Below are 23019 nucleotides of genomic sequence, written 5' to 3' on the forward strand. Positions count from 1 at the left end.
CTTCATGAGCAGAGTTACACCCGACAACACGCAAGACCCACACATTGCGTCATTGCTTGGCGAACTTGGCGAACTGATTCAACAGGCACGACAGAACGTATTGAGGGCAGTCGATACCGCTCAGGTGCAAACCTGCTGGCAGATTGGGCGGCATATTGTCGAGTTCGAGCAGGAAGGCGCTCGGCGGGCGGTGTATGGCAAGCAGTTGCTGTCGACGCTGGCCAAAGATCTGACTGCGAAATTTGGCAAAGGCTTTGATGCGTCCAATCTTCGTTACATGCGGTTGTTCTATCAAGCATTCCCAATTTGTGACGCACTGCGTCACGAATTGAGCTGGACCCACTACCGCCGACTTCTACGAGTCGACAGCGACAAAGCACGCAACTGGTACATGGACGAAGCCGCCAACCAAAATTGGTCAAGCCGGGCCCTGGAACGGCAGATCAACACCCTCTACTACGAGCGCCTGCTGATGAGTCGGGACAAGGCTCCCGTCATGGAGGAAGCCGCTACCAACATCCATGCGATGGCCGAAAGCCCCCGGGAATTCGTCCGGGATCCCGTGATGCTGGAGTTTCTCGGCCTGCCCAATGCAGGGCTCGTTCTGGAAACCGAACTTGAACAAGCCCTCATCGAGCAACTGCAGGGCTTCCTGCTGGAGCTTGGCAAGGGTTTCGCCTTTGTCGCCCGCCAGCAACGCATAAGCACCGAAGGCAGAGACTTCTACATCGATCTGGTGTTCTACAACTACCTGCTCAAATGCTTTGTCATCTTCGATCTCAAGCGCGGTGAACTGACCCATCAGGATGTCGGGCAAATGGACATGTACGTGCGCATGTATGACGACCTCAAGCGCAGCGATGAAGACGGACCGACCGTGGGCATCATTCTTTGCGCGCGGAAAAACGAATCAGTGGTGCGCTACTCGGTGTTACAGGGCAACGAACAACTGTTTGCCAGCAAGTACAAACTGGTGCTGCCAAGTGAAGATGAACTGCGGGCAGAGCTGGACCGAGAGCGGGCTGCAATTGAAGAGCGATTACTCAACCCGCAAACATGATTAGCGCTGACGGATTGTTCACAAGCGGCACGAAGACTATCGTTGGCAGCTATCCGCAAAGGTTCGAAGTCGATGAATTTGCAGGACACATCCGCACTGGCGCCAACAGCGTTGGCGCCATCTGCTTCCGGCATTCCTTTCAAGGAACCCGCCGCTGACGGCTATATCCTCGGAGGTCTCACTTGGCGACACGCCCGCCCGGACGCAAATCGCCCGGTCGTGATCATCAACGCCGCCACCTCAGTCCGTTGCCGCCACTACTCGCGCTTCGCCGACTACCTGTTCGCCAATAACTTCGACGTCATCACCTACGACTACCGCGGCATTGGCGAATCGCGGCCAGCATCACTGAAAGGGCTCGACGCCACGTGGTCCGATTGGGGCGCGCTGGATTTCGAAGCGATGCTCTAGCGCGCCCAACGGGATTTCCCCGGCCAGCCCATCGATGTGGTCGGCCACAGCTTTGGCGGCTGTGCGGCGGGCCTGGGAGCCTCTGGGCACTTGATCCGGCACTTGGTGACGGTGGGCGCGCAGTTCGCCTACTGGCGCGACTATGCGCCGGCCCATCGCTGGCGGATGTTCGGCAAGTGGCATGTGGTGATGCCACTGGTAACGCTGGTTTGCGGCTACTTCCCCGGCAAACGCCTCGGCTGGCTGGAAGACACACCTGCCGGCGTCGTTCGCGACTGGAGCACGCCCACCTCGCGTTACGAGAAGCGCCCCAGCGGCCGCGTGATCCATGCCAGGCACAGGCGACTGCCGTTCGCCAATGTCACGGCGAAAACCCTGGCGATCAGCATCAGCGACGATCCTTACGGCACCATCCCGGCCATCGAGCGGCTGCTCGGCTACTTCACCGGCGGCACGACCACCCATCTGCGAATCGAGCCGAAAGACATCGGCGAAGAAGAAGTCGGACATTTCGCCTTTTTTCGAAGCCCATACCAAGCCACACTATGGCCCATTGCATTGTTCTGGCTGCAAAACGGCGAACTGGCCCCCTATACCCCCGGGCGGCGAGTGCCACGCGGCTGAGTGACCTGCCCTCTCAACGAAATACGGAACACGCCCATGGCCTCCGCCAACAAGCAGCAAAAACGCGCCACCCGTGCCAAAACCAAGGCCAAGCAGAACCGCACCCAACGCGCCGCTGCGCCGGTCGAGCTGGACCCGAACGATGATCGCATCGACTTCGAATCGGTGGACCTGACCGAACTGTTCAAAGAAATGATCGACGCGCAAAAGATCAGCCAACAAGCCATGTGCGCGGCGTTTCTTGAGCACCCGCTGCTCGCATTGGTGCTGGAGCAGGAAGGCGAGGAAACAGCGACAGACTTCATCCTCGCGGCACTGATCGAGTATCGCCAGTGGTCCGCCGAAGTGGACGAAGCCGCCGCCCTGGCGTGGATCGAATCCCCAGCCTTCCAGGCTGACTACGTGGCGGCGTCTGACGCCATCGCAGCCCAAACCCAACAGAAACCGAACTGAGTCCCCATGGCATCCCTGAACAAGCAACAGAAACGCGCCAAACGCGCCAAAATCAAAGCCAAGCAAATCAACATCCACGGCCGTAAACCTGCCGAGCTGGACGATGACATGGGCGAAATCGGCGAGCCGATCCCGGAATACACCCTGGCGATGTTCAGCAAAATGCGCGACGCCGAAGCCATCGGCCGCAACGACATGCTGCTGACCCTGCTGACGAACCTCGCCGACATCATCAGCGACCATCCAGAACTGCTGGACATGGAAAACGCCGACAACGAAGCCATGGCCGCCACCCACCTGGCCGCCGACATGCTGATCGACTACCGCATGTGGGCTGACGGCATGGACCGCGACACCGCCCAGGCCTGGCTGACCGACCCACAATTCATTTCCGACTTCGGCACCGCGCTGGACAGCTATCGTGAGTCGCTGGATGCGCAGGAAGAAAAGGCTGAATGATCAGCCTTTGAGTAGAAACAAAAACGGCCGCTTGTCATCAGTGACAGCGGCTTTTTTTGAAGCTACAAACCGATAGACCCTTCGTCACCTTCCACGTATATCCCATTGACATATCCCAACTGAAAACTATCCTTTGGACTCACGACGCTAGCAAAAGAGCAGGAGGTCAAAATGGAACAAACCACCCTTTTCATGAGCAACCGAAGCCAGGCCGTTCGCCTCCCCAAGGCGGTAGCGATGCCAGAGGATGTGAAACGAGTTGATGTGATCGCCATCGGCAGAGCTCGAATTATCACCCCTGCCGGAGAAGCCTGGGATAGCTGGTTCGATGGAGAAGGTGTGAGTACCGATTTCATGACCGACCGCGAACAACCCGTCGATCAGGAGCGTGAGTCGTTCTAATGATCAAGTTCATGCTCGATACAAACATCTGCATTTTCACCATCAAGAACAAACCCCAAGTAGTACGAGAGGCGTTTAATCTTCATCACGGCCAGTTGTGCATCAGTGCAATTACGCTGATGGAACTGATCTACGGTGCAGAGAAGTCCGCTGCGCCGGAAAAGAACCTCGCTGTCGTTGAAGGTTTTGCTGCCCGCCTAGAGATCCTTCCTTTCGATAACGATGCCGCCGCTCACACCGGAATGATTCGTTCAGAGCTGGCAAAGGCAGGAACGCCGATTGGCCCTTACGATCAGATGATTGCCGGCCACGCTCGATCACGTGGATTCACCGTAATAACAAACAACATTCGTGAGTTTGCACGTGTGCCCGGCCTACGTGTCGAGGATTGGGTCCACCCCGCCTGATCACTGCCTGGAAACAAAAACGGCCGCTAGTCATCACTGACAGCGGCCGTTTTGCATTACGCGGTGTAAATCAGTTCAACACCACCGCGCCAACCTTTTGCAGTTTGCGACGACGAGCCACGAACAAGCCGACCGCCACGACCAGCAAACTCAGGAAACCGGTCGCGAGGATTTCTACGCGGTGGGCTTCCTGGAACAGCATGATGGTCAGGGCTGCGACGATGAAGATGATCACCGCGTAGGTCAGGCCCGGGAACAGCCACATGCTGAAGGCGATTTTTTCGCCGCGTGCCATGCGCTGCTTGCGCATACGCAGTTGCGAGATGGCGATTACCAGGTACACCAGCAACGCGATGGCGCCGGAGGTGGCCAGCAGGAATTCGAACACGGCGGCCGGGGCCACGTAGTTGGCGAATACCGCGACAAACGCAGCGCCGGTGGACAGAATCACGGCCCAGTACGGCGTGCCGCTTTTGTTGGTGCGTTGGGAAACGGCCGGTGCATCACCGCGTTTGCCCAGGGAGAACATCATGCGCGAAGCGGTGTACAGGGCCGAGTTCAGGCAACTGGTCACAGCCACCAACACCACGATGTCGACGATCAGCTTGGCGTTCGGGATGCCCATGCGTTCAAGCACAGTCTGGTAGGAACCGACGGCGGCCAGAACCGGGTCATTCCAAGGCACCAGGGCCACGACGATGAAGATCGATACGAGGTAGAACAAGCCGATCCGCCAGATCACCGAGTTGGTGGCCTTGGAGATTTGCTGGCCCGGGTTTTTCGATTCCGCGGCGGCAATGGTGACGATCTCGGTGCCCATGAAGGAGAACATGGTGGTCAGGATCGCGCCCAATACCGCGCCCATGCCATTTGGCAGGAAGCCTTGGGTGTCGAACAGGTGCGAAACACCGCTGACCTGGCTGTTCGGCAAGAAGCCGAAAATCGCCAGAATGCCGAGGCCGATGAAGCCGATGATCGCGATGACCTTGACCAGGGCGAACCAGAATTCGAATTCACCGTAGTTCTTCACGCTGAACAGGTTGGTCACCGTCAGCAGCAAAGTAATAACGAGGGTGAAGGCCCAGATCGCCACATTCGGGAACCAGGCATGCAGGATCGTCGCGGCGGCGTTAGCTTCCAGCGGAATCACCAACACCCAGAACCACCAGTACAACCAGCCGATGGTGAAACCGGCCCAGTGCCCGATCGCGCGATCGGCGTAAGTCGAGAAGGAGCCAGTGTCCGGCGACGCAACGGCCATTTCGCCGAGCATGCGCATGACTAATACAACGAGTGCGCCGGCAGCGGCGTAGGCCAGCAGCACGGCTGGACCGGCGGCGGCAATGGCATGACCCGAGCCGACGAACAGCCCGGCGCCGATAACCCCGGCGATCGACAACATGGTCACATGACGCGGTTTGAGCCCCTGTTCGAGGCCATTAGAGCTTTGGGTGCTGCTCATTGAAACTACCTTTGCAAAGAAAGCGATTCAGTCCACCGCGTCTGGCATTTCTTTCTCGTAAAAAGAATCCAACGGGGCGTTCCGTATTCTGCACGCAATAATTGCGCCAAAATGTTACAGAGTCCCCAGAACCGCGGCTCTCCGCTTGACCGGCCGGTCATCGCAAGTCATTGAGATTAATGGCAATTCGCCAGAGCGTTACCCAGCGACCCACTTGTAGAACGAATCAGCGCACCAGAAACACACGGAAAAAATGTGTGACGCACAATAAAAGTGCAGATCAGGTACGTTTGGCCGGTTAGCGCTTCCAACACCCCGTCAAAGCTGGCACCATCGCGCCCTTTTTTACGCAACACCCTCGGGCCGACTGGTTCAAACGGCTGTTCGGTTGATAGCAGCGCGACACACTGCTCCACCGATGCGACAACCTGCCACACACCATCCGTTTACCGCCCGCAGCGCTGTTGGCTGCCATTCGAACGCTATGCTAGCTTGGCCGCCTCGCCAGGAAGGCCGCCAACAGCAGGAGCGAAATACTATGAGGAACGCACATGGCTGAGGCCACGCCCGCGCTTGAAATCCGCAACTTGCACAAACGCTACGGACAGCTTGAGGTGCTCAAAGGCATCTCGCTGACCGCCCGCGACGGCGATGTGATCTCGATCCTGGGTTCCTCCGGTTCCGGCAAGTCCACGTTCCTGCGTTGCATCAACCTGCTGGAAAACCCGCACCAGGGCCAAATCCTGGTGGCCGGCGAAGAACTCAAACTCAAAGCCGCGAAGAACGGCGAACTGGTTGCCGCCGATGGCAAACAGATCAATCGCCTGCGCAGCGAGATTGGTTTTGTGTTTCAAAACTTTAATCTGTGGCCGCATATGAGCGTGCTCGACAACATCATCGAAGCCCCGCGTCGCGTGCTCGGCCAGAGCAAAGCCGAAGCCATCGAAGTCGCGGAAGCCTTGCTGGCCAAGGTCGGCATCGCCGACAAGCGCCACGCCTACCCGGCGCAATTGTCCGGAGGTCAGCAACAACGGGCGGCGATTGCCCGCACGCTGGCGATGCAACCCAAGGTGATCCTGTTCGACGAGCCCACCTCAGCCCTTGACCCGGAAATGGTCCAGGAAGTACTTAATGTCATCCGCGCCCTGGCCGAAGAAGGCCGCACCATGTTGCTCGTGACCCACGAAATGGGCTTTGCCCGTCAGGTCTCCAGCGAAGTGGTGTTCCTCCACCAGGGCCTGGTAGAAGAACAAGGATCGCCACAGCAGGTGTTCGACAACCCGCTTTCGGCACGCTGCAAACAATTCATGTCCAGCAACCGCTAACGGAGCTACCCGCATGCAGAACTTCAAAAAGATCTTCCTGGCAGCCGCCGTCACCCTGGCCTTCAGCGCCGGTGCCATGGCCGAGACCTTGAAGATGGGCATCGAAGCGGCCTACCCGCCGTTCAACAATAAAGATGCCAGTGGCAATGTCGTCGGCTTCGACAAGGAAATCGGCGACGCCCTGTGCGCCAAGATGAAAGTCGACTGCACCGTGGTCACGTCCGACTGGGACGGCATCATCCCGGCCCTGAACGCCAAGAAGTTCGACTTCCTGATCTCCTCGATGTCGATCACCGACGAGCGCAAGCAAGCGGTGGACTTCACCGACCCGTACTACTCCAACAAGCTGCAATTCATCGCCAAGAAAGACGTCGATTTCAAAACCGACAAGGCTTCCCTGCAAGGCAAAGTGATCGGCGCACAGCGTGCGACCCTCGCCGGCACCTGGATGGAAGACCACATGGAAGGCGTTGAAGTCAAACTCTACGACACTCAGGAAAACGCCTACCTCGACCTGACTTCCGGTCGTCTGGACGGCATCCTGGCGGACAAGTACGTCAACTACGAGTGGCTGAAAAGCGACGCTGGCCGCCCTTACGAATTCAAGGGTGACCCGGTTGAAGAAAGCGACAAGATCGGTATCGCTGTACGTAAAGGCGACACCCTGCGCGCGAAGCTGAATCTGGCCCTGAAAGAAATCGTCGAGGACGGCACTTACAAGAAGATCAACGACAAGTACTTCCCGTTCAGCATCTATTGATTCTGACCTGCCTGGCCGGCGCCGTTCGCTGACGGCGCCAGTCCTTGGCATTGCCTGCCGCGATTGAAAAGAACCCCATGATTATCGACCTCTACGGATTCGGCCCGGCGCTCGCCGCTGGCGCGCTGATGACTGTGAAACTGGCCCTCTCGGCCCTGTGCCTGGGGCTGGTGCTCGGTCTGCTCGGCGCCTTGGCCAAGACTTCCCCGCACAAGCCGTTGCAATGGCTGGGCGGCACTTATTCGACGTTGGTTCGCGGCATACCGGAATTGCTCTGGGTGCTGTTGATCTACTTTGGCACCGTCAACCTGATGCGTGCCCTGGGCGAGTTTTTCGGCAATCCCGACCTCGCCCTTAACGCCTTCGCCGCTGGCGTGATCGCCCTGGGCCTGTGCTTCGGCGCCTACGCCACGGAAGTGTTTCGCGGCGCGATCCTGGCGATCCCTAAAGGTCACCGTGAAGCCGGCATTGCCCTGGGCATGTCGAAATTCCGCATCTTCACCCGACTGATCATGCCGCAAATGTGGCGCATCGCCCTGCCGGGCCTGGGCAACCTGTTCATGATCCTGATGAAAGACACCGCGCTGGTGTCGGTGATCGGCCTGGAAGAAATCATGCGTCACGCGCAAATCGGTGTGACCGTGTCCAAGCAACCGTTCACCTTCTTTATGGTCGCTGCCTTTATGTACCTGGGCCTGACCATTCTGGCCATGACCGGCATGTACTTCCTGGAACGACGCGCCGCCCGCGGCTTCGCGAGGAGCAACTCATGAACTGGGAAGTCATCATCAAGTGGCTGCCGAAACTGGCTCAGGGCGCGACGCTAACCCTGGAACTGGTGGCTATCGCGGTGATCGCCGGCCTGCTGCTGGCGATTCCGCTGGGCATCGCCCGCTCATCGCAGCGCTGGTACGTGCGGTCATTGCCCTACGCGTACATCTTCTTTTTCCGTGGCACGCCGTTGCTGGTTCAGCTATTCCTCGTCTATTACGGCCTGGCGCAGTTCGATGCGGTGCGTAACAGTTCGATGTGGCCGTACCTGCGCGATCCGTTCTGGTGCGCCACGGCGACCATGACCTTGCACACGGCGGCTTATATCGCTGAGATCCTGCGCGGCGCGATCCAAGCGATTCCACCGAGTGAAATCGAAGCGGCGCGGGCGCTGGGCATGTCCAAGCCCAAGGCGCTGTTCTACATCATCCTGCCCCGTGCCGCGCGCATCGGCCTGCCGGCCTACAGCAACGAAGTGATCCTGATGCTCAAGGCCAGCGCCCTGGCCAGCACCGTGACCCTGCTGGAGCTGACGGGCATGGCCCGCACCATCATTGCCCGGACCTACCTGCCAGTGGAGATCTTCTTCGCAGCGGGCATGTTCTATCTGTTGATGGCTTACGTGCTGGTTCGCGGCTTCAAGCTGCTGGAGCGCTGGCTGCGCGTCGATGCTTGCCAGGGGCGCTGATTCTTCCTGCGTGCTGACGGGCGAGGCCCTACTCGCCCGCTTCACCGCGCTGGATGCTTTTCTGATAGAGCATCAGGCGCTGTGGAAGCCTCGGCCGTTTACTTATCTGCGGCTTCCTTGGGAAACGTCCTACCCAGCATTGTCTTCCTGGCTACGCGGGCGCTCGCTGGAACAGGCAGAAAACAGTCATAACCAACCGTGCTTGCTGGAGGCGCCGGAGCCCTTTGCTTCATTGGCGGCGTTGTCACTTGAGCTGAGTTCGGTGGGCGAGTTGCCGGGGCATGCACTGGAAGTGGCCGGGCATCGATTGAATGTCGATGTGCCGGGGCGCAAATGGCAGCAGATCGAGGCGTTTGCCAGTTGCTTGTCGTTCGCTGCACCATCGAAGCATTGGCTGGATTGGTGTTCGGGCAAAGGACACTTGGGCCGGCGCCTGCTGCAAACCGGGCAGCAACTGACGTGTCTGGAATATGACCCCGCGCTGGTTTCGAGTGGTCAGGCACTCAGCCAGCATCATCAGTTGCATGCACTGCATGTCGAGCACGATGTGCTCGCGGCTGACGCTGCTTCCTTATTAAGTGCTGAACACACGCCGGTAGCGCTGCATGCCTGCGGTGATCTGCATGTGCGGCTAATTCAGCTCGCCAGCGCTCTTGGCTGCAAGCAACTGGCTATCGCGCCTTGCTGCTACAACCGGATCAGCCTGACTACCTATGAGGCGCTTTCCTCCGCGGGCATGCGATCCGACCTACAGCTATCCCTCGAAGATCTTGCGCTACCAATGAGCGAAACCGTCACCGCTGGTGCTCGAGTCCGACGCCAACGGGACACCTCCATGGCCCGGCGCCTGGCTTTCGACCTGCTGCAACGGCAACTGCGCGGCATCGACGAATACCTGCCAACGCCGTCCCTGCCCAGCGCCTGGCTGGATAAACCCTTCGCCGACTACTGCCATCATTTGGCCGCGTTGAAAGAGTTATCCACAATCGGCCCGCAGGATTGGCCAGCCCTCGAAGCCGCCGGTTGGCAAAGACTCGCCGAAGTGCGCAATCTGGAGCTGTTGCGTGGACTTTTCCGACGCCCATTGGAGCTATGGCTGGTACTTGATCGGGCACTTTTCCTGACTGAACAGGGTTACACCGTTCGCCTCGGCACCTTCTGTGTAACCACGCTCACACCGCGTAATTTCCTGCTCTTGGCTGAACGCGCTTAAACAGTCGCAGCCTGTGGATAACTCTGTTGATGAAATTCTCGTGGATCCAATAAATACGCTGTTTCGCGCCTGAAACAGAACTGTTCATTTTTCGTACATATAAATAAAAAACCCTAAAAACAGGGATTTGCGAACAAATGAGAACGAGTCCACAAAAGCGCCGTTGATCGAGCGAATCAGCGATCCCGTTGTGCATAAGCATTCAACCGAAAGGACATAACCGCCGAATTCCGGACCTCATCAGCGGAAAATTGCGCCCGGCATCCACCCTTGTTATACAAGACGCCAAGGGCGCCGAAAGCGCGGCCACGAACCACCGACAGGACGCCACATTGACCTTCATTTCCTACGCCCAGAATTTCGAAGACATCCGCCTGTGGCGCGCCCTCAAACAGTTCGAAAACGGCTTCTACATCGACATCGGCGCCAACGACCCCACCCACGACTCCGTAACCAAAGCCTTCCACGACCGTGGCTGGACCGGCATCAATGTCGAACCGATGCAGCACTACTACGACGCCCTGTGCCAACAACGTCCAAATGACACCAACCTGCAATGCGTGGCCAGCGACAGCACCGAAGACCTCATCCTCTACGGCATCCCCGGCACCGGCCTCTCCACCGTCGACCCGGCCACCGCCCAGGAGCGCACTGCCCTCGGGATGGACATCCACCGCCAAACCGTCAAAGCCCGCACCCTCACCTCCATCTGTGAGCAATACGCCCAGAATCGCCCGATCCACTTCCTGAAAATCGACGTCGAAGGCCACGAAGAAACCGTCCTGCGCGGCATGGACCTCGCCACCTGGCGCCCCTGGATCATCCTCATCGAAACCCCATGGGCCCGCGACCACACCTGGGAACACCTCGTCACCGACGCCGGCTACCAGGCCATCCTGTTCGACGGCATCAACACTTGGTTCCTGGCCAACGAACACATCGACCTCAAACCGGCGTTCGAGATTCCGCCGTGCAACCTGGACAACTTCCAACTGTGCCAGGGGCATGCGCTCAGCTATCCGGTCAGCGCCACCGAAAAGCACCTCGCCGCCGCCCTGCAACGGGCTGAACACGCCGAAGCGCAGGTGCGTGCGATGGAAAATAGCCGGGCCTGGAAAGCGATTCAGAAACTCAGGAAAGCACTGGTTCGCGGGTAACCTGGGGCTCGAGTAAAAATAGTCTGAATTCAGGGGTTTACAGAACCAACGCAATCGCTATAATCGTCGCCCTAACACGCCGGTATAGCTCAGTTGGTAGAGCAACTGACTTGTAATCAGTAGGTCCCGGGTTCGACTCCTGGTGCCGGCACCATACGCAGTAACGAGAAAGGCTCACCGAAAGGTGGGCCTTTTTTGTTTTCCAGATGTTTCACGTTTTAGACCAACGCTTCTAACCATCTGGAATTGTCGGTAAAAGGTAACCCGCGCTCTGATTCTGAGCTTCAGAACAGGCAAATGACTACTTTCTACCCACTGGACCGTTACCGCTGGAGAACCAATGAGCTTCTACATGATTACCTACGGGATGACTCAAATCGAAGAGCTCTTCGTTGGCGAGACCGAGGAAAATACCGTAGCAAATGCGCGAAAACTCATCGACCAATGGCCTGAATACGCAGAGCTTTCAGACGAAGAAATCGTTGAGCTAGCCAAATCTGAACAAATGGAATTTGACCTGGTCGAGATTCATGCCCCTTGGCCAATCGACGACACCAATCGCAGCCATCTCATTGCTCTTTATGAACAACAATACAGCTGAGATAGCTGCTAATACCGCTTGGGAAAAGTTGCCAATGAACGCAACCGAAGTAGCCCCCTCAAGTTATACAGTCCTTGATGGCTGTCCAATAGGCGATTAGCGTCCGGCGGCTCGCACGGTCACGGCGATGTGATGGATGCCTACTTCTACCAGAGTGCCACTGCGGCAACTCATCCCCCTTTATAGCTGCCCTGCAACAACCTATCCGCTTGGCCATTTCATTGCACCAACCTACGCCCGTCTCTTTCTTCCGGAAAGAGACGGGCGCTCCTACCGCTGCTGCAGCCCACCTCCTACAAGGCTTTGCGGTATTCCCCCTCGTGACAATCGGCGTGACAAACACCGAAGTCACCAGCAACAGCGATGCAGATGATGGTGCCGCAGTCCACGGAATGGACTGCACCTGACTGACAGTCAGGCATACCCCAGTCATCGCCTCACTGCCTTCACCCGACTCAGGATCTCGCGGCGCTGGTCTCGTCAGCCAGTGCAGCCTCCACCCGCCCACCTCTTCGGAGGTGTTCAGGAGGCCAGATCATGAGATGCCCAAGCTCCCGGTCGTAACGAGCCGCCAGTCCTGCATTAGTGGACAACCCTCACAGGTCGCAGGGGCCTCGATCCCTGATAACACTCAACATTCGTGGCGGGATGACGTGGGGAAAGTTTTAAAAGTTTTAGCTTCGAGAGGCGTTTGATCATGGCATTGGTCGGTAGACGAGATGGGCGCAATTTTGGCTATGGCCGGCAACTGAGCTACGCCGGGCCGCAAGCGCTAAAAGATCTGTTTGGCGGTGGGCATTACGGGACGGTCAAAGCGCACAGTGATCGGTGGCTGGCGTTTGTACGCTGGTGTCGGTCGGAGCATGGGCCAGGCTTCAACGATGCGCGACAGTTTGCGTGAGGCGATTTTGGCCGACCTTCCTCGACTGCAACGGCAAGCCGAGCAACTCGGGAGGATCAACATCCAGGACGGCACCAAAGGTGGCCGCGGCGGAGCAACAGCACCTCGCTGGATCATGGTGGATAACCATGTTCGCGAAGCACTCAGATATGCCGAGCAGGTCTTACCGCTTGGCGGTCGCAACCTATTAGCACCGAACGAAAGCTACCTTAATTTCCAACGGGGAATCGTCCGCCCCGCACGGGAGGTCCTCCATACGCACAACCTCAAAGGCTTCCACGAATTGCGGGCAGCCTATGCGTGCGAACGCTACGAGCAAATCACCCAGCATCTCGCCCCCATCAACGGTGGCAGGTGCTGCCAGCTCGATCGGCGCCTCGATCAGGAGGCACGCGCACAAATGAGCTATGAGCTGGGGCACGGTCGTATCGACGTAGTTTCGGCGTACATCGGCGGCCGACCATGAGCAAACCATTCGATATGGAGCTGTTTCTAACGGGCGTGCTGGCGGGATCACCTGCAACACGACAACGCCACCTTCGCCAGGCAAAGACTATTCAAGCAGCCATCGCTGATCGCTGGCAGCGCGAGAATCCATGGACTTGGCAGAGAAAACACCTTGCGTGGTTTTTGAACCACCACCTAAACCAGCACGCTGAATCGACGCGCTATTACTATTTGCTGACCACGCAATTACTCATTTATCGCCTAGGAAAATCCTGGCAGTTCAACCGCTAAATTAAGGTCAGAAAACGGCCAGAAGCAATGGAATGGACTCCTCCTCACCTCGGCATCTTGAGTGCCAGACTGAATGAACGAACCGTGCTAAACCGCTAAACCGCTAAACCGCTAAACCGCTAAACCGCTAAACCGCTAAAGCCTGGTGCCATATCAAATTTCCACACAGCCATTGAAAATGGCCTTTAGCCACCCCATTTATTAAGCATGGGCTCAGATGACACCAGGGAAGGAATTAAACATGATGGCCACGACATGCAGAGCCATAAGAAGACGGGCTCTCACAGCAGAGCGTTTAGCCCCGTATTTGCGAACTATCCCTAAGATTCATCATCAAGCCGTATCCATTCACGATTTGCGTGATGGCAGGTACATGCGCGATAGCGATGCGCTGCAATCAAATAAATGCCGCAGCTCTGATCTGAAACCCTTCCACTCCTTTTATTCACCCAACGCCAAATCTCGCTTACTGAGCACATTCACGCGTCATAAAATTTGTGGAAGGCCTGAGCATTCGGCTGCGCAAAAAAAAACAAAGGATCAGCTGCGTGCTTCTCTAAAACGCGCTGGAGAGCAGTCAAAATTCAAACGGTACCGCTGATGAACGCCCCCCTTGCACTTGCCAATAGCTGGATTCTTCTCGCAGGCAGTATTTCAACTGCCACCGATAACACGCAGATCGACAAGGCGCATGAATTTGTCGATGCCTTCGTCAAAGAAGCCCTCGCGGGTGGAGGAGGTTTCGTAGCGTATTTCGCCGCCGAACCAGTCAATGCCGACAACAAGCCTCTTCTCTTTGATTGGACGGTCGCTCAGGCCATCAATCAGGTCTTCCCGGGTGAGCACGAAAAGCCGCGACTAAAGGTTGTGGCCTCTCATGAAAGGCTGAAAACGAAAGCCAGCCGAGAGCAACGCGACCTCTTGAACGGGATGATTGCTCGAGGAGTAGCAGAGCTAGTTCCAATGGACGAGGAAATCGTGACCGGCGGCAATGTGGGCGATGAGCAGGTGGCTCATGCCACGCTGATGGTCGTCTTGGGTGGCGGTAAGGGGGTAGTGGATAGAGCTCGGAAGATGATAAAAAAGTCAGCTCCCGTTCTACCACTAGACTTGGAACTGGGTGCAAACAGTGAGGACGGTGAAGGCGCTCTTGGCGTACTGAGGTCTTTTCGAACCACACCTCTGAACTACATGCCGTTCTCTGGAAACACAGTTGTAAAAAGGCTTCCTTCACTTTCTCTTCAAGAACCGGTGCTGCCAATTTCCGATATCGCCAAGCGGATTGTTAACATTTTTTTTGAGGAGGAGCAGGCGAGAATTTCGGCGCTGCCGCCAGACGTACTTGTGTTGACAGCTTTACCGATCGAGCTTGCAGCTGCGAAGCAGGCCCTTGGCATTGCTGAAGATGCGGTCGCTATTACCACAACCTCAGGCCTTCACACCTGGAAGGCGCCGGTTATTCGCCGAGATGGTGGAGTAGCTAGCTGCATGGTTGCGTGCTTTGCAAATGCTGGCAACGTCGATGCAGCCGTGGTGACTGCGACGCTGCTCACTGAATTTAGTCCCGATAATGTGGTGATGATGGGGATTGCGGCCGGCATTCGCAAAAAGTGTGCTCTAGGGGAAGTGGTAATAGCAGAGCGCATCGTCGCCTATGGCGGGCAGGCCGTGTTGGCGAATGGCGTGATTGAGCCCCGACCTGAAATGACAAGGTTGGCGTTCCGGGTTCGCCAAGATCTCGCGAGTTACCTATCCAATCCTGCCGGATTGACGGCGCGTCTTACTCCCATATACGAGCGTATGGATATTGTCCTTCCTGCGAGTACCAAGGGCACTAAAGTGGCGCAAGGCGTCGTCCCTAAGTCGGCAACCGTCGCAAGCGGGGAGTGGCTAATTCGTGACCCTGAAAAATTTCTTCAGTTGCGCGAATTGCACGGAAAAATTGAAGTGGCCGAAATGGAGGGCGCCGGGGTCTTCGCGGCTTGCGAAGCACATAACAAGCCGGTGTTGATGATTCGCGGCATCAGCGACTTCGGAGACTCGAAGAAAGACAGTCGGTTCCATCACTGGGCTTCACAGGCCGCCGCTGCAGTCACTGTTGACTACATCGCCTGTGGTCTGTCGCTGAATTCTTAATGCCAAAACTAACCGCGTCATTGACCAATAAAAACTGGGAGAACAAATGTCGCTGACAAACTCAAACCTCCAATACTACGACAGCAACGTGTTGCGGCTTTCGGCTGCAAAGCGGACGGAGTACCACGGACAGGTCGATAATCTCATTATCGAACTGCGCAAGCACGTCATAGCCCAGTCCGACTTAAAGATTACGAGAGTGGTCAAGGCGGGTTCGTTTGCGAAATACACCATCTTGACCAAGACCACAGAAGACCCTATCGACGTCGACGTAGTGTTCTACATCAGCGGCCAGAGTCTCGATAAAGCGACGAGCGACAGCCTGAACGACCTGATCCACTCTTTGCTGTTGAAGATATATCCCACCAAAGACGTTGAAGATTTCGAGATCCAACGGCGCGCGGCAACTGTGACATTTGTGAAAAGTGGTCTAAGCGTCGACGTGGTACCTGTCATTCAGGACGAGACCAACCTTGACCATGGTTGGCAGTTCGACAAGGACACGAAGGAAAAAAACCTGACCTGTGCGCCTTGCCACATTCAATTTGTCAGCGATAGGAAGAAAACGGATAAGCACTACCGCACCTTGGTTCGAATGGCTAAGCGCTGGAAAAATTTTGCGAATCCACCTGGGCTGAAATCGTTCCACATTGAGCTAATCCTGGCTTACTTGCTGGATCGTGATGGGCCGGCTCAGAGCATCGAACTGCGCTTTCGCGAATTTCTAGGTTACATCGCTCAGACGAAGCTGGGTGAGCGAATCGATTTTCCGGAAAACAACGGTAAGACGAAAAAGACGTTTTCAGATCCTGTGGTGATCGTTGATCCGGCCAACCACGAAAACAATGTCGCTTCGCGAATCACAGAAGACGAGAAGGTGAAGATTTCCCTGGCCGCCTATGACGCTTGGGAAACTGCGCATTACGCATCTACTCAACAAGACGAAGCAACCTGGAAAGAGATTTTCGGCAACCGCTTCAAGATAAGGGATTAAAGATGACCGCGTCTTACTCGAGTACTGAGACCACTACCTACACGGTCGCTGATGTAGAAAAGGTCGTTAGTAGCATTAAGGCAGACCTGATGATGATTGCCGGTAGCACAAAAGCGATGACCGAAGACGTGGCGAAAAATTATGCCTATGACATCGAGTTGCTTGCTAAGAAAAACTATCTGAATAAAGTTGATGTCACTCTGATGTCCGCTGCGGAAAAGGAAATCGTGGCTGTCAAATATCAGTTTCAAAACGAGGGAGCGTCTGGTACCAGAAGACCCGGTGGGGTCCTATGGCCTGCAACCCCAGATGGCAAGATTCGCATAGTGCTTTCCCCCACCGATAGTTATTGGGCAGAGCTCGAGCAGGTAGCCAAAATGCCTCTGAAGATATCGTGGGGTTCAACATCTGCGGACACCAGCCACACCAACCTTTCAATCTCAGGTGAGCGCGGGTACAGCAGCAATGGGTTTGGCGTAAACAGGAATGATTTTGTATGAGTAATTCAGCTGTATTCGAGGTAAGGAAAGACCTTCCGGACAAGCAATTAGACACGCTAGCTAGCAAGCTTCTTGGCTTCGAAGCTCGGTACTTGCGAGTTCAGAAAAAGTTGCAACTTTTACTGCAAGCAGATGAACTCGAAAAATGGAGCAAAAAACATCACAAGCAGGTACTAACGGTCGTCGGTCTGCTTGCTGACCAATATCCGCTGGCAATCTTCCATGGCGATGTTGGTACCGGGAAGACCGCAAACGCCGAAGCAATCGCAAACCGCTTGGCACGTGACGCAAAAATTGAAGATGCCATACTCTTTAAGCTTAGCAACAAGGTCCGCGGCACCGGCAAAGTCGGTGAGATGGGTACCTTGATATCGCAGGCGTTCGACGAAATTTCCAAGTCAATCGGAAAGGGGAATGGCCGCGCGTTTCTGATCATTGACGAAGGTGACTCCCTTGGCGCTTCGCGCAGCCAGGAGCATAGCCATCATGAGGACAAAGTTGGCGTTAACACGCTGATCCAGGCCATTGATAATCTTCGCGACCATGGAGGGCGAATATTCGCCATCCTTTGCACGAACCGGCTAAGCGCACTGGATGCGGCTGTGCTACGGCGTGCGTCGATAGTTGAGGAATTTCTACGTCCCTCAGATGCTGAGCGCCATGAGTTGTTCACCAAGGATCTTTCCGATATGGATATTTCCGCAGGCGAAGTGACCAAGCTTGTAAACGCTACTGCCGCCAAAGACGGTAAGCCTGCGTGGACATATTCTGATATCCGCACCCGCCTCTATCCAGCTGCAGTGTCGCTAGCGTTTCCCGACTCGCCGCTGAAGGTGGAGCATTTTCATCAGGCCGCTCGTGATATCCAGCCTTCGCCAGTAATGGCAGGATGACTCAATTACCGCTGACCGGAGTAAAAAAATGAGCCAAAAACGAGAAGTCTTTATTTCGGTGGACATCGAGACCGCTGGTCCCGTCGTCAGTGAGCACAGCATGCTTACTGTAGGGGCATGTCTGGCATATCAGCCCGAGATTGAGTTTACTGTAATGCTTAAGCCGATTACCGACCGAGCACTTAAGGCGGCCTTGGATGTTTCAGGTTTGACCCTGGAACAGGCCGAAAAAGATGGGCTACCACCTGCGGAGGCCATGGCAAAATTTGCAGACTGGATTGCAGAGAACGTCCCAGAAAATTGCTCGCCGGTCTTCGTGGGTCTCAATGCTCCCTTCGATTGGTCTTTCGTGAATTACTATTTCTTGAAATACCACGGAGAGAACCCATTTGGATTCACTGCACTGGATATCAAAGCTCTGTTTATGGGAGCCACAGGATGCAGTTGGTACGACACCAAATCGAGCTCCATCGATAAGAACGTACTCCCTTCCCTTCAAGGGGATCATGACGCTTTGAACGACGCCAAATATCAGGCCGAACTGTTCCGTCTCGTTCATGAGAAAGTCAGCGACGCTAGTCCGGTCAAGGCTTGACTAAAACACGGAAAATGATCTCTTCATAAGCCTTTTTTTCCTTCAAGTTTAGCCCTTGTGCGATTGAAGGAAGCGTATGAAGTGAGCCGTGCGCGCCCTTAGCATTATTTTAGCTGCTCAATCCAACAGATGAGTTTGAAAATATGGACGTTCCAACACCTACAGGAGCCATTCTGGCTTTGATCAAGGCCTGTTTTAAACACAATGACCATCTAGCCCCTCTAGTCAAAAGCTATATGTATTTGTTCAGGAAGGACATTCGTATCTCGATGGCTTGTTTGGTACGATATGAATTTGAGGGGAAGATTATTCTAGTAAGGAATCGTCATCGGCAGGAATATATTGCACCTTTCGGAGGTGTAATAAAATTCCATGAAGACGCTAGGACGGTGCTTGATAATATTGAGTTTCAGTCTGAACAAAAATCCTCAACTGATAAAGACTTAATTTACGACCTTCGTGGGTATTTAAAATCCCGCCACTTTGGAACCTTCATGACTTGGTTTAAGTCTAGAACAGGGCGTGAACAAGTAGATGCCCTTCATCGAGAGTTGAGGGAGGAATTTGCAGAGTCTGGAATCCCCCAGCACATTGCAACGCCATTAATTGAAGCAAAATACTCTCTTGTTAGAGTTATCCACGAAGGACCTTACGGTCATGATGAGCATAAACATGCAACCTTCCGTTATCTTGAAATCTATAAGCCAGTTATGTCTCAGGGTGTTGAAGAGGCTTTAAAACACCTCGCAGAAATAAGCACATCTTCAGACTCTAAAACTCAGTTAGTCAACAAACAAGAACTGGACAAGCTTAGGACACGGTTAGGAGTTCCCATCGCGGGTCATGCCCGTTATCTAAACTCAGCTAAGTGGCATGGCTTCGAGCCCGCTGCGCTCTGAAGTACGTTAGGAATGTCTTGCGTGAAATTATGGCTATCCGTGAGCATCTCCTGTGGGGGGTTCTATTGAGCCCCTAATCAAGTGGCCGGTATCAGCTCTTCGGACTTCGCTGACGATTGAACATCACGAATGGCAGCTTCTGGCCGATTCTATTGAAAAAGTCGATTTTCTGAAACGACCAGAAGATCGAACGATGAAAGCGTCTTGTTAGGACGCTGCCACGTGAAATCGAGTCCGGCAACCGATACCGAAAGTAAAAATTTCAATCTTAGGCGCATACTTTTCTGCTGCCGAAACTATGCTAGACTTTTTCAACACAATCGACCGGAAGTGGACCATGGACACCAGGCACGTGATTCCGTAAGGTGCTACCTACAACACGAGCAGAAAAATATATGGACCTCGAATCGTGCCGCTCTTTTTTCGAATAATTGGCGTTCAACTGTCGATAACTTTGTCCGCTGAGCAGCCAAAGGCTACGCTTTTGGCTGCTCGTTGGCTTAAACGTTAGACCATAAGATCAAGAAGACATGGACTTAGTTGATACATTGCGAAAGAAGATCGACGTCCTTGATGAGGGCGATTATGTCCCAGGGCTAAAGTCTGTGCTGTTGCACATAGAAACAGCATTCAGACACTTATCTCGCGGCCAAGACAGTGAAGACGACACTGCATTTACCGACTCTATTTATCGAACTAATCAAGCGTTCGAAGGAAGTATAAAAGAGGCCTACCGAGTTCTCGCAGGTCAGGATCCGGCAAAGAAGCGTCCGTACGACATAGAGAACTATCTTGAAGAAAATAACATATTCCGGACTAGAGTCCTTAGTCAACTGACGAACTATAGAACCGAGTGGCGCAATCCTTCAACGCATGACTACAAATTAGACTTTGATGAAAGTGAGGCATTCCTTGCCATAGTATCTGTCTCAGCTTTTTCATGTTTGCTTCTAGATCAAATCGCTGAGCGGCTTGCCTACATGCGGTCACAGGCGGATGCTGAAGCTCAAAAGGGTGCATTAGCGTCTAATTTGGCGGCAACGGTTAACGCCGACCTTTTGGTCCGGGTGACGGAACTCATATCACAGTTCTGCGCCATGTACATGACTTCTGTTACCACATCCTTTAATAGGGTAAGTGAATCCCAAGTCGTTGGCGCTCTTCACGGGTTCCTTTCCTCCGCCGCTCCCGAGTTATCGGTGCAAACCGAAGCGCGATTGGACGCCGATAAGCCGTTTCGTGCAGATCTGCTGATTGAACGCGGTGACGAGCGCGTGATTATCGAACTCAAGCGGCGCCTCATGCGAAATAATTACCAGAACGTCATCGCGCAAATTGAGCATTACCTACTCATCAGTGGGATTAAAAACGGCATTTTGTTGTACTTACCTGACGCCCCTAGTGATATGGATCGAATCGAAACTACGGTCCGCGGCATTGATGCTCGGCTTATTATCCTAACGCCAGAAGGTTCTAACCCTTCGCCTAAGCAGACAGCTTCCGTCAGCTAACTCCTACGCTAGCGAGAACCTGAGAAAAAGTATTGAATCGCCCCTGACTTAATAGACACATTGAATGGCTGCTCCTGTCCGCGACACCACCCCCTGATCAAATACCCCGCTATAAATTTGACGACTTAGACATCAGACCACGCGCCCCCCAAGCCTGACACTCCCTCTCGAAACTGCCGACACTCTCTGCATGATCGGCCTCTCCTGCTATCTAAATCTGCTGGTGCAAATGAATTCGTAACAATACCTTCCTGAGCACTCACAAAGTTTCTATATCAGCGATATCAAAAAGGTGGCAATTCTCTATCTTGGCTGGTTATTCTCTATCCGTTTTGGCGAGCGCCCCACCCGCTGTCACAAGGACGAGTAAACGCTGATGAGCATTGCGCAACACGAACTGAAAGAAATGAATCAACTGCTGGAAAGCGGCGTAAACATCTCAGAAATCGCACTGAAGTACCCAAGTTACGACTACTGGGGAATCTACGAAAATGTGAAGGACTACAGCTTGCTAGGTAAGAAGCGAATCATTACCAATCGTCTTAACACCTTGCGCAATAGTACAACCAAGGCAGAGCGAGCAGACTTGATTGACGAAATCGATACGTTGATTACCGAAATGTACAACCTCACCAAGAGTAACGGAAAAAAGTTGGTCGACATCAGCAAGGTTCTGAATCGCTGATCACTCAAAGACTCTTTACACGCGTTATCTGCGTGGAGAATCCATGCGGAATAAGGGGTCAGACCACGCTTTCAATTCAAGAACGAAAATCGTGGTCTACCCCCATTTTTCACCCGTAAATTTTTAAGGATGTTAATTTTGAACTTAGAATGGATTAACGATGGGATTGAAGATTTTATTGGATTCTACGATGAGAAAGGCTTTTGGGTTGAGGAATGGATTGATTTTGATGACCAAGTCGAGCGTAAAAAACTTAGAGGTATAATTCCGGAACCTGTCATCTGGCATCACGCGGAAAAATTCGCTGCGGCTGTATGTATTGATGGAATGATGCTCCTTCGAATGACGGAACTTGCCAAAACAAGACCGCCAATGAGTGATCCAGACCAAATAAATCAGGCCGTTCAGTGGTGGGACGAGCATATGGATTATGCAAATGTAATGCAGTTATTCATAGAGTCAGAGTCTATAAAATGCCTGGACTCCGGTGAAATTTCTTTTTCCGCGGTCTCAATTGCAAATACTTGTCGAGTTGGGTTTAGGGGAGGCATACCTGTGCGAAAAAGCCATTCAAACAACATATCTCTAATGGCTGCAAGATGTACATCTTTAGTAATGGATGGGGCTCGCGTGGCCCATCACGACATTGGAACATGGTCGAATTTTACCAAGGTTAAAAAAGCTACCATAAGCACTGCCCTACAACAATTTGAAACAGCCGTTGACGATCCAGTATTGATTAAACGTCTTGCATTCATTGCCAGGGCTAAATCTGCATATCAGAATCACGATTTTAGAGGTTCGTTTACAATGCTGTGGTTTGTGATCGAGTCTGTAGCTAAAGAACTATGGCTACTAAAAGCAAAAGGTAAGAACACCAAAAAACCTACAATGTATGAAATACTGATTGACCTAGAAAAAGACAGTATCATTAGCTCTGCTCAATATGGAGCTATAGATGATCTCCGAGATCGTGTACGAAATGTGCTGATGCACCAGCCCGTCACAGCCATCTGCCTGCCTGATGATTGCTTTAAAGCTGCTGATTCAGCGATGCAATTGCTGCGAAACAAGGTAACCACACCGGATATCACTCTTAAATGGAATTTCGGAGTCCAGTTTTGATCGCCTAGAGTGGTCTCTACAGTGACCTCCAGCACGCGGTGTTTGCACCGTTTAAGTAACTCCAGTCCGAGTTAGCGGACTCAGTTTGAGTCGACGACTTCGCCGCTAACTGATTCTGAGCATGGCGGTAATAGTCGGCGACGTTCAACCTCAGCAGGTTTACCGAGCTATACGCTGCTCTGGATAATTTATCTGCAGGCCGATAACGTGCTAACGCCTTATGAATCCCGGATTCGATTCCACTGACGA

Annotated in this window: 23 protein-coding genes, 1 tRNA gene and 2 pseudogenes; 25 read left to right on the top strand and 1 reads right to left on the bottom strand. The window is 54.0% G+C overall.

Annotated features, from left to right (window positions below):
• The first annotated feature begins 4 nt into the window (after nt 1-4).
• The 6 genes and pseudogenes from BK665_RS02075 (at nt 5) to vapC (ending at nt 3816) form a co-directional block, all read left to right on the top strand.
• On the top strand, nt 5-1060 hold the full coding sequence (locus BK665_RS02075; RefSeq protein WP_123402620.1) for a PDDEXK nuclease domain-containing protein: 1056 nt from the start codon (nt 5-7) through the stop codon (nt 1058-1060).
• A 72-nt stretch (nt 1061-1132) separates the two neighbouring features.
• Nucleotides 1133-2095, top strand: a pseudogene (locus BK665_RS02080) (alpha/beta hydrolase family protein).
• A gap of 36 nt (nt 2096-2131) precedes the next feature.
• Nucleotides 2132-2548 (top strand): hypothetical protein, encoded by a 417-nt coding sequence (locus BK665_RS02085; RefSeq protein ID WP_123402621.1) that lies wholly within the window; start codon nt 2132-2134, stop codon nt 2546-2548.
• A gap of 6 nt (nt 2549-2554) precedes the next feature.
• Nucleotides 2555-3007, top strand: coding sequence for a hypothetical protein (locus BK665_RS02090; protein WP_123402622.1), 453 nt, complete (start codon nt 2555-2557; stop codon nt 3005-3007).
• A gap of 171 nt (nt 3008-3178) precedes the next feature.
• On the top strand, nt 3179-3409 hold the full coding sequence (vapB, locus tag BK665_RS02095; RefSeq protein WP_123402623.1) for a type II toxin-antitoxin system VapB family antitoxin: 231 nt from the start codon (nt 3179-3181) through the stop codon (nt 3407-3409).
• On the top strand, nt 3409-3816 hold the full coding sequence (vapC, locus tag BK665_RS02100; RefSeq protein WP_123402624.1) for a type II toxin-antitoxin system tRNA(fMet)-specific endonuclease VapC: 408 nt from the start codon (nt 3409-3411) through the stop codon (nt 3814-3816). The genes vapB and vapC overlap by 1 nt, the downstream gene beginning before the upstream one ends.
• A 70-nt stretch (nt 3817-3886) precedes the next feature.
• Here the strand turns inward: vapC and gabP are convergent, their stop codons facing one another.
• On the bottom strand, nt 3887-5278 hold the full coding sequence (gene gabP / locus BK665_RS02105) for a GABA permease (protein ID WP_123402625.1): 1392 nt from the start codon (nt 5276-5278) through the stop codon (nt 3887-3889).
• Nucleotides 5279-5829: 551 nt separating this feature from the next.
• Here gabP and BK665_RS02110 point away from each other — a divergent pair.
• The 19 genes and pseudogenes from BK665_RS02110 to BK665_RS02210 all read left to right on the top strand — a co-directional run bounded on the left by BK665_RS02110 (nt 5830) and on the right by BK665_RS02210 (nt 22770).
• Nucleotides 5830-6603, top strand: a complete 774-nt coding sequence (locus tag BK665_RS02110; RefSeq protein WP_027922189.1) for an ABC transporter ATP-binding protein — start codon at nt 5830-5832, stop codon at nt 6601-6603.
• Nucleotides 6604-6616: 13 nt separating this feature from the next.
• Nucleotides 6617-7363 carry an ABC transporter substrate-binding protein gene (locus tag BK665_RS02115; RefSeq protein WP_123402626.1) on the top strand — a complete coding sequence of 249 codons (747 nt, stop codon included), beginning with the start codon at nt 6617-6619 and terminating at the stop codon, nt 7361-7363.
• Nucleotides 7364-7440: 77 nt separating this feature from the next.
• A complete protein-coding gene (locus tag BK665_RS02120) occupies nt 7441-8136 on the top strand; it encodes an ABC transporter permease (RefSeq protein WP_123402627.1) in 696 nt (231 codons plus the stop codon).
• Nucleotides 8133-8822: an ABC transporter permease gene (locus BK665_RS02125; RefSeq protein ID WP_123402628.1), complete on the top strand. Its 690-nt coding sequence runs from the start codon at nt 8133-8135 to the stop codon at nt 8820-8822. Before BK665_RS02120 ends, BK665_RS02125 begins: the two co-directional genes overlap by 4 nt.
• Nucleotides 8803-10035, top strand: coding sequence for a methyltransferase (locus BK665_RS02130; RefSeq protein WP_123402629.1), 1233 nt, complete (start codon nt 8803-8805; stop codon nt 10033-10035). The genes BK665_RS02125 and BK665_RS02130 overlap by 20 nt, the downstream gene beginning before the upstream one ends.
• 332 nt (nt 10036-10367) lie before the next feature.
• On the top strand, nt 10368-11192 hold the full coding sequence (locus BK665_RS02135) for an FkbM family methyltransferase (protein ID WP_123402630.1): 825 nt from the start codon (nt 10368-10370) through the stop codon (nt 11190-11192).
• A gap of 78 nt (nt 11193-11270) precedes the next feature.
• Nucleotides 11271-11346: transfer RNA gene (locus BK665_RS02140), tRNA-Thr, on the top strand.
• Between the two features lie 186 nt (nt 11347-11532).
• Entirely contained in the window at nt 11533-11793 is a 261-nt protein-coding gene (locus BK665_RS02145) for a hypothetical protein (protein WP_123402631.1), read from the top strand.
• Nucleotides 11794-12490: 697 nt separating this feature from the next.
• Nucleotides 12491-13160 (top strand): annotated as a pseudogene (locus BK665_RS02155) (site-specific integrase).
• Nucleotides 13157-13432, top strand: a complete 276-nt coding sequence (locus BK665_RS02160; protein WP_123402632.1) for a hypothetical protein — start codon at nt 13157-13159, stop codon at nt 13430-13432. Before BK665_RS02155 ends, BK665_RS02160 begins: the two are co-directional and overlap by 4 nt.
• A 600-nt stretch (nt 13433-14032) precedes the next feature.
• A complete protein-coding gene (locus tag BK665_RS02165; protein WP_123402633.1) occupies nt 14033-15568 on the top strand; it encodes a phosphorylase family protein in 1536 nt (511 codons plus the stop codon).
• A gap of 46 nt (nt 15569-15614) precedes the next feature.
• Nucleotides 15615-16562: a CBASS oligonucleotide cyclase gene (locus tag BK665_RS02170; RefSeq protein WP_123402634.1), complete on the top strand. Its 948-nt coding sequence runs from the start codon at nt 15615-15617 to the stop codon at nt 16560-16562.
• A gap of 2 nt (nt 16563-16564) precedes the next feature.
• Entirely contained in the window at nt 16565-17062 is a 498-nt protein-coding gene (locus BK665_RS02175) for an HORMA-1 domain-containing protein (protein WP_123402635.1), read from the top strand.
• Nucleotides 17059-17955: an AAA family ATPase gene (locus BK665_RS02180; RefSeq protein ID WP_123402636.1), complete on the top strand. Its 897-nt coding sequence runs from the start codon at nt 17059-17061 to the stop codon at nt 17953-17955. Before BK665_RS02175 ends, BK665_RS02180 begins: the two co-directional genes overlap by 4 nt.
• 28 nt (nt 17956-17983) lie before the next feature.
• Entirely contained in the window at nt 17984-18550 is a 567-nt protein-coding gene (locus BK665_RS02185) for a 3'-5' exonuclease (RefSeq protein ID WP_123402637.1), read from the top strand.
• Nucleotides 18551-18693: 143 nt separating this feature from the next.
• Complete coding sequence (locus tag BK665_RS02190; RefSeq protein ID WP_148053185.1) at nt 18694-19449, top strand: SMODS-associated NUDIX domain-containing protein; 756 nt, start codon at nt 18694-18696, stop codon at nt 19447-19449.
• A gap of 530 nt (nt 19450-19979) precedes the next feature.
• Nucleotides 19980-20960, top strand: a complete 981-nt coding sequence (locus tag BK665_RS02200) for a GxxExxY protein (protein WP_123402639.1) — start codon at nt 19980-19982, stop codon at nt 20958-20960.
• Nucleotides 20961-21336: 376 nt separating this feature from the next.
• The gene (locus BK665_RS02205) at nt 21337-21645 is read left to right on the top strand and encodes a hypothetical protein (protein WP_123402640.1); all 309 of its coding nucleotides are present in this window, start codon (nt 21337-21339) and stop codon (nt 21643-21645) included.
• 138 nt (nt 21646-21783) lie between these two features.
• Nucleotides 21784-22770, top strand: a complete 987-nt coding sequence (locus BK665_RS02210) for a hypothetical protein (RefSeq protein WP_123402641.1) — start codon at nt 21784-21786, stop codon at nt 22768-22770.
• The last annotated feature ends 249 nt before the right edge of the window (nt 22771-23019 follow it).

The organism is Pseudomonas frederiksbergensis (assembly GCF_003732665.1).
GTDB classification, from domain to species: Bacteria; Pseudomonadota; Gammaproteobacteria; order Pseudomonadales; family Pseudomonadaceae; genus Aquipseudomonas; species Aquipseudomonas frederiksbergensis_G.

Bases quoted from the DNA above. Each gene is read 5' to 3' on its own strand.
- BK665_RS02075 (WP_123402620.1), top strand. From the start codon at position 5: ATGAGCAGAGTTACACCCGACAACACGCAAGACCCACACATTGCGTCA.
- BK665_RS02085 (WP_123402621.1), top strand. From the start codon at position 2,132: ATGGCCTCCGCCAACAAGCAGCAAAAACGCGCCACCCGTGCCAAAACC.
- BK665_RS02090 (WP_123402622.1), top strand. From the start codon at position 2,555: ATGGCATCCCTGAACAAGCAACAGAAACGCGCCAAACGCGCCAAAATC.
- vapB (WP_123402623.1), top strand. From the start codon at position 3,179: ATGGAACAAACCACCCTTTTCATGAGCAACCGAAGCCAGGCCGTTCGC.
- vapC (WP_123402624.1), top strand. From the start codon at position 3,409: ATGATCAAGTTCATGCTCGATACAAACATCTGCATTTTCACCATCAAG.
- gabP (WP_123402625.1), bottom strand. From the start codon at position 5,278: ATGAGCAGCACCCAAAGCTCTAATGGCCTCGAACAGGGGCTCAAACCG.
- BK665_RS02110 (WP_027922189.1), top strand. From the start codon at position 5,830: ATGGCTGAGGCCACGCCCGCGCTTGAAATCCGCAACTTGCACAAACGC.
- BK665_RS02115 (WP_123402626.1), top strand. From the start codon at position 6,617: ATGCAGAACTTCAAAAAGATCTTCCTGGCAGCCGCCGTCACCCTGGCC.
- BK665_RS02120 (WP_123402627.1), top strand. From the start codon at position 7,441: ATGATTATCGACCTCTACGGATTCGGCCCGGCGCTCGCCGCTGGCGCG.
- BK665_RS02125 (WP_123402628.1), top strand. From the start codon at position 8,133: ATGAACTGGGAAGTCATCATCAAGTGGCTGCCGAAACTGGCTCAGGGC.
- BK665_RS02130 (WP_123402629.1), top strand. From the start codon at position 8,803: ATGCTTGCCAGGGGCGCTGATTCTTCCTGCGTGCTGACGGGCGAGGCC.
- BK665_RS02145 (WP_123402631.1), top strand. From the start codon at position 11,533: ATGAGCTTCTACATGATTACCTACGGGATGACTCAAATCGAAGAGCTC.
- BK665_RS02160 (WP_123402632.1), top strand. From the start codon at position 13,157: ATGAGCAAACCATTCGATATGGAGCTGTTTCTAACGGGCGTGCTGGCG.
- BK665_RS02165 (WP_123402633.1), top strand. From the start codon at position 14,033: ATGAACGCCCCCCTTGCACTTGCCAATAGCTGGATTCTTCTCGCAGGC.
- BK665_RS02170 (WP_123402634.1), top strand. From the start codon at position 15,615: ATGTCGCTGACAAACTCAAACCTCCAATACTACGACAGCAACGTGTTG.
- BK665_RS02175 (WP_123402635.1), top strand. From the start codon at position 16,565: ATGACCGCGTCTTACTCGAGTACTGAGACCACTACCTACACGGTCGCT.
- BK665_RS02180 (WP_123402636.1), top strand. From the start codon at position 17,059: ATGAGTAATTCAGCTGTATTCGAGGTAAGGAAAGACCTTCCGGACAAG.
- BK665_RS02185 (WP_123402637.1), top strand. From the start codon at position 17,984: ATGAGCCAAAAACGAGAAGTCTTTATTTCGGTGGACATCGAGACCGCT.
- BK665_RS02190 (WP_148053185.1), top strand. From the start codon at position 18,694: ATGGACGTTCCAACACCTACAGGAGCCATTCTGGCTTTGATCAAGGCC.
- BK665_RS02200 (WP_123402639.1), top strand. From the start codon at position 19,980: ATGGACTTAGTTGATACATTGCGAAAGAAGATCGACGTCCTTGATGAG.
- BK665_RS02205 (WP_123402640.1), top strand. From the start codon at position 21,337: ATGAGCATTGCGCAACACGAACTGAAAGAAATGAATCAACTGCTGGAA.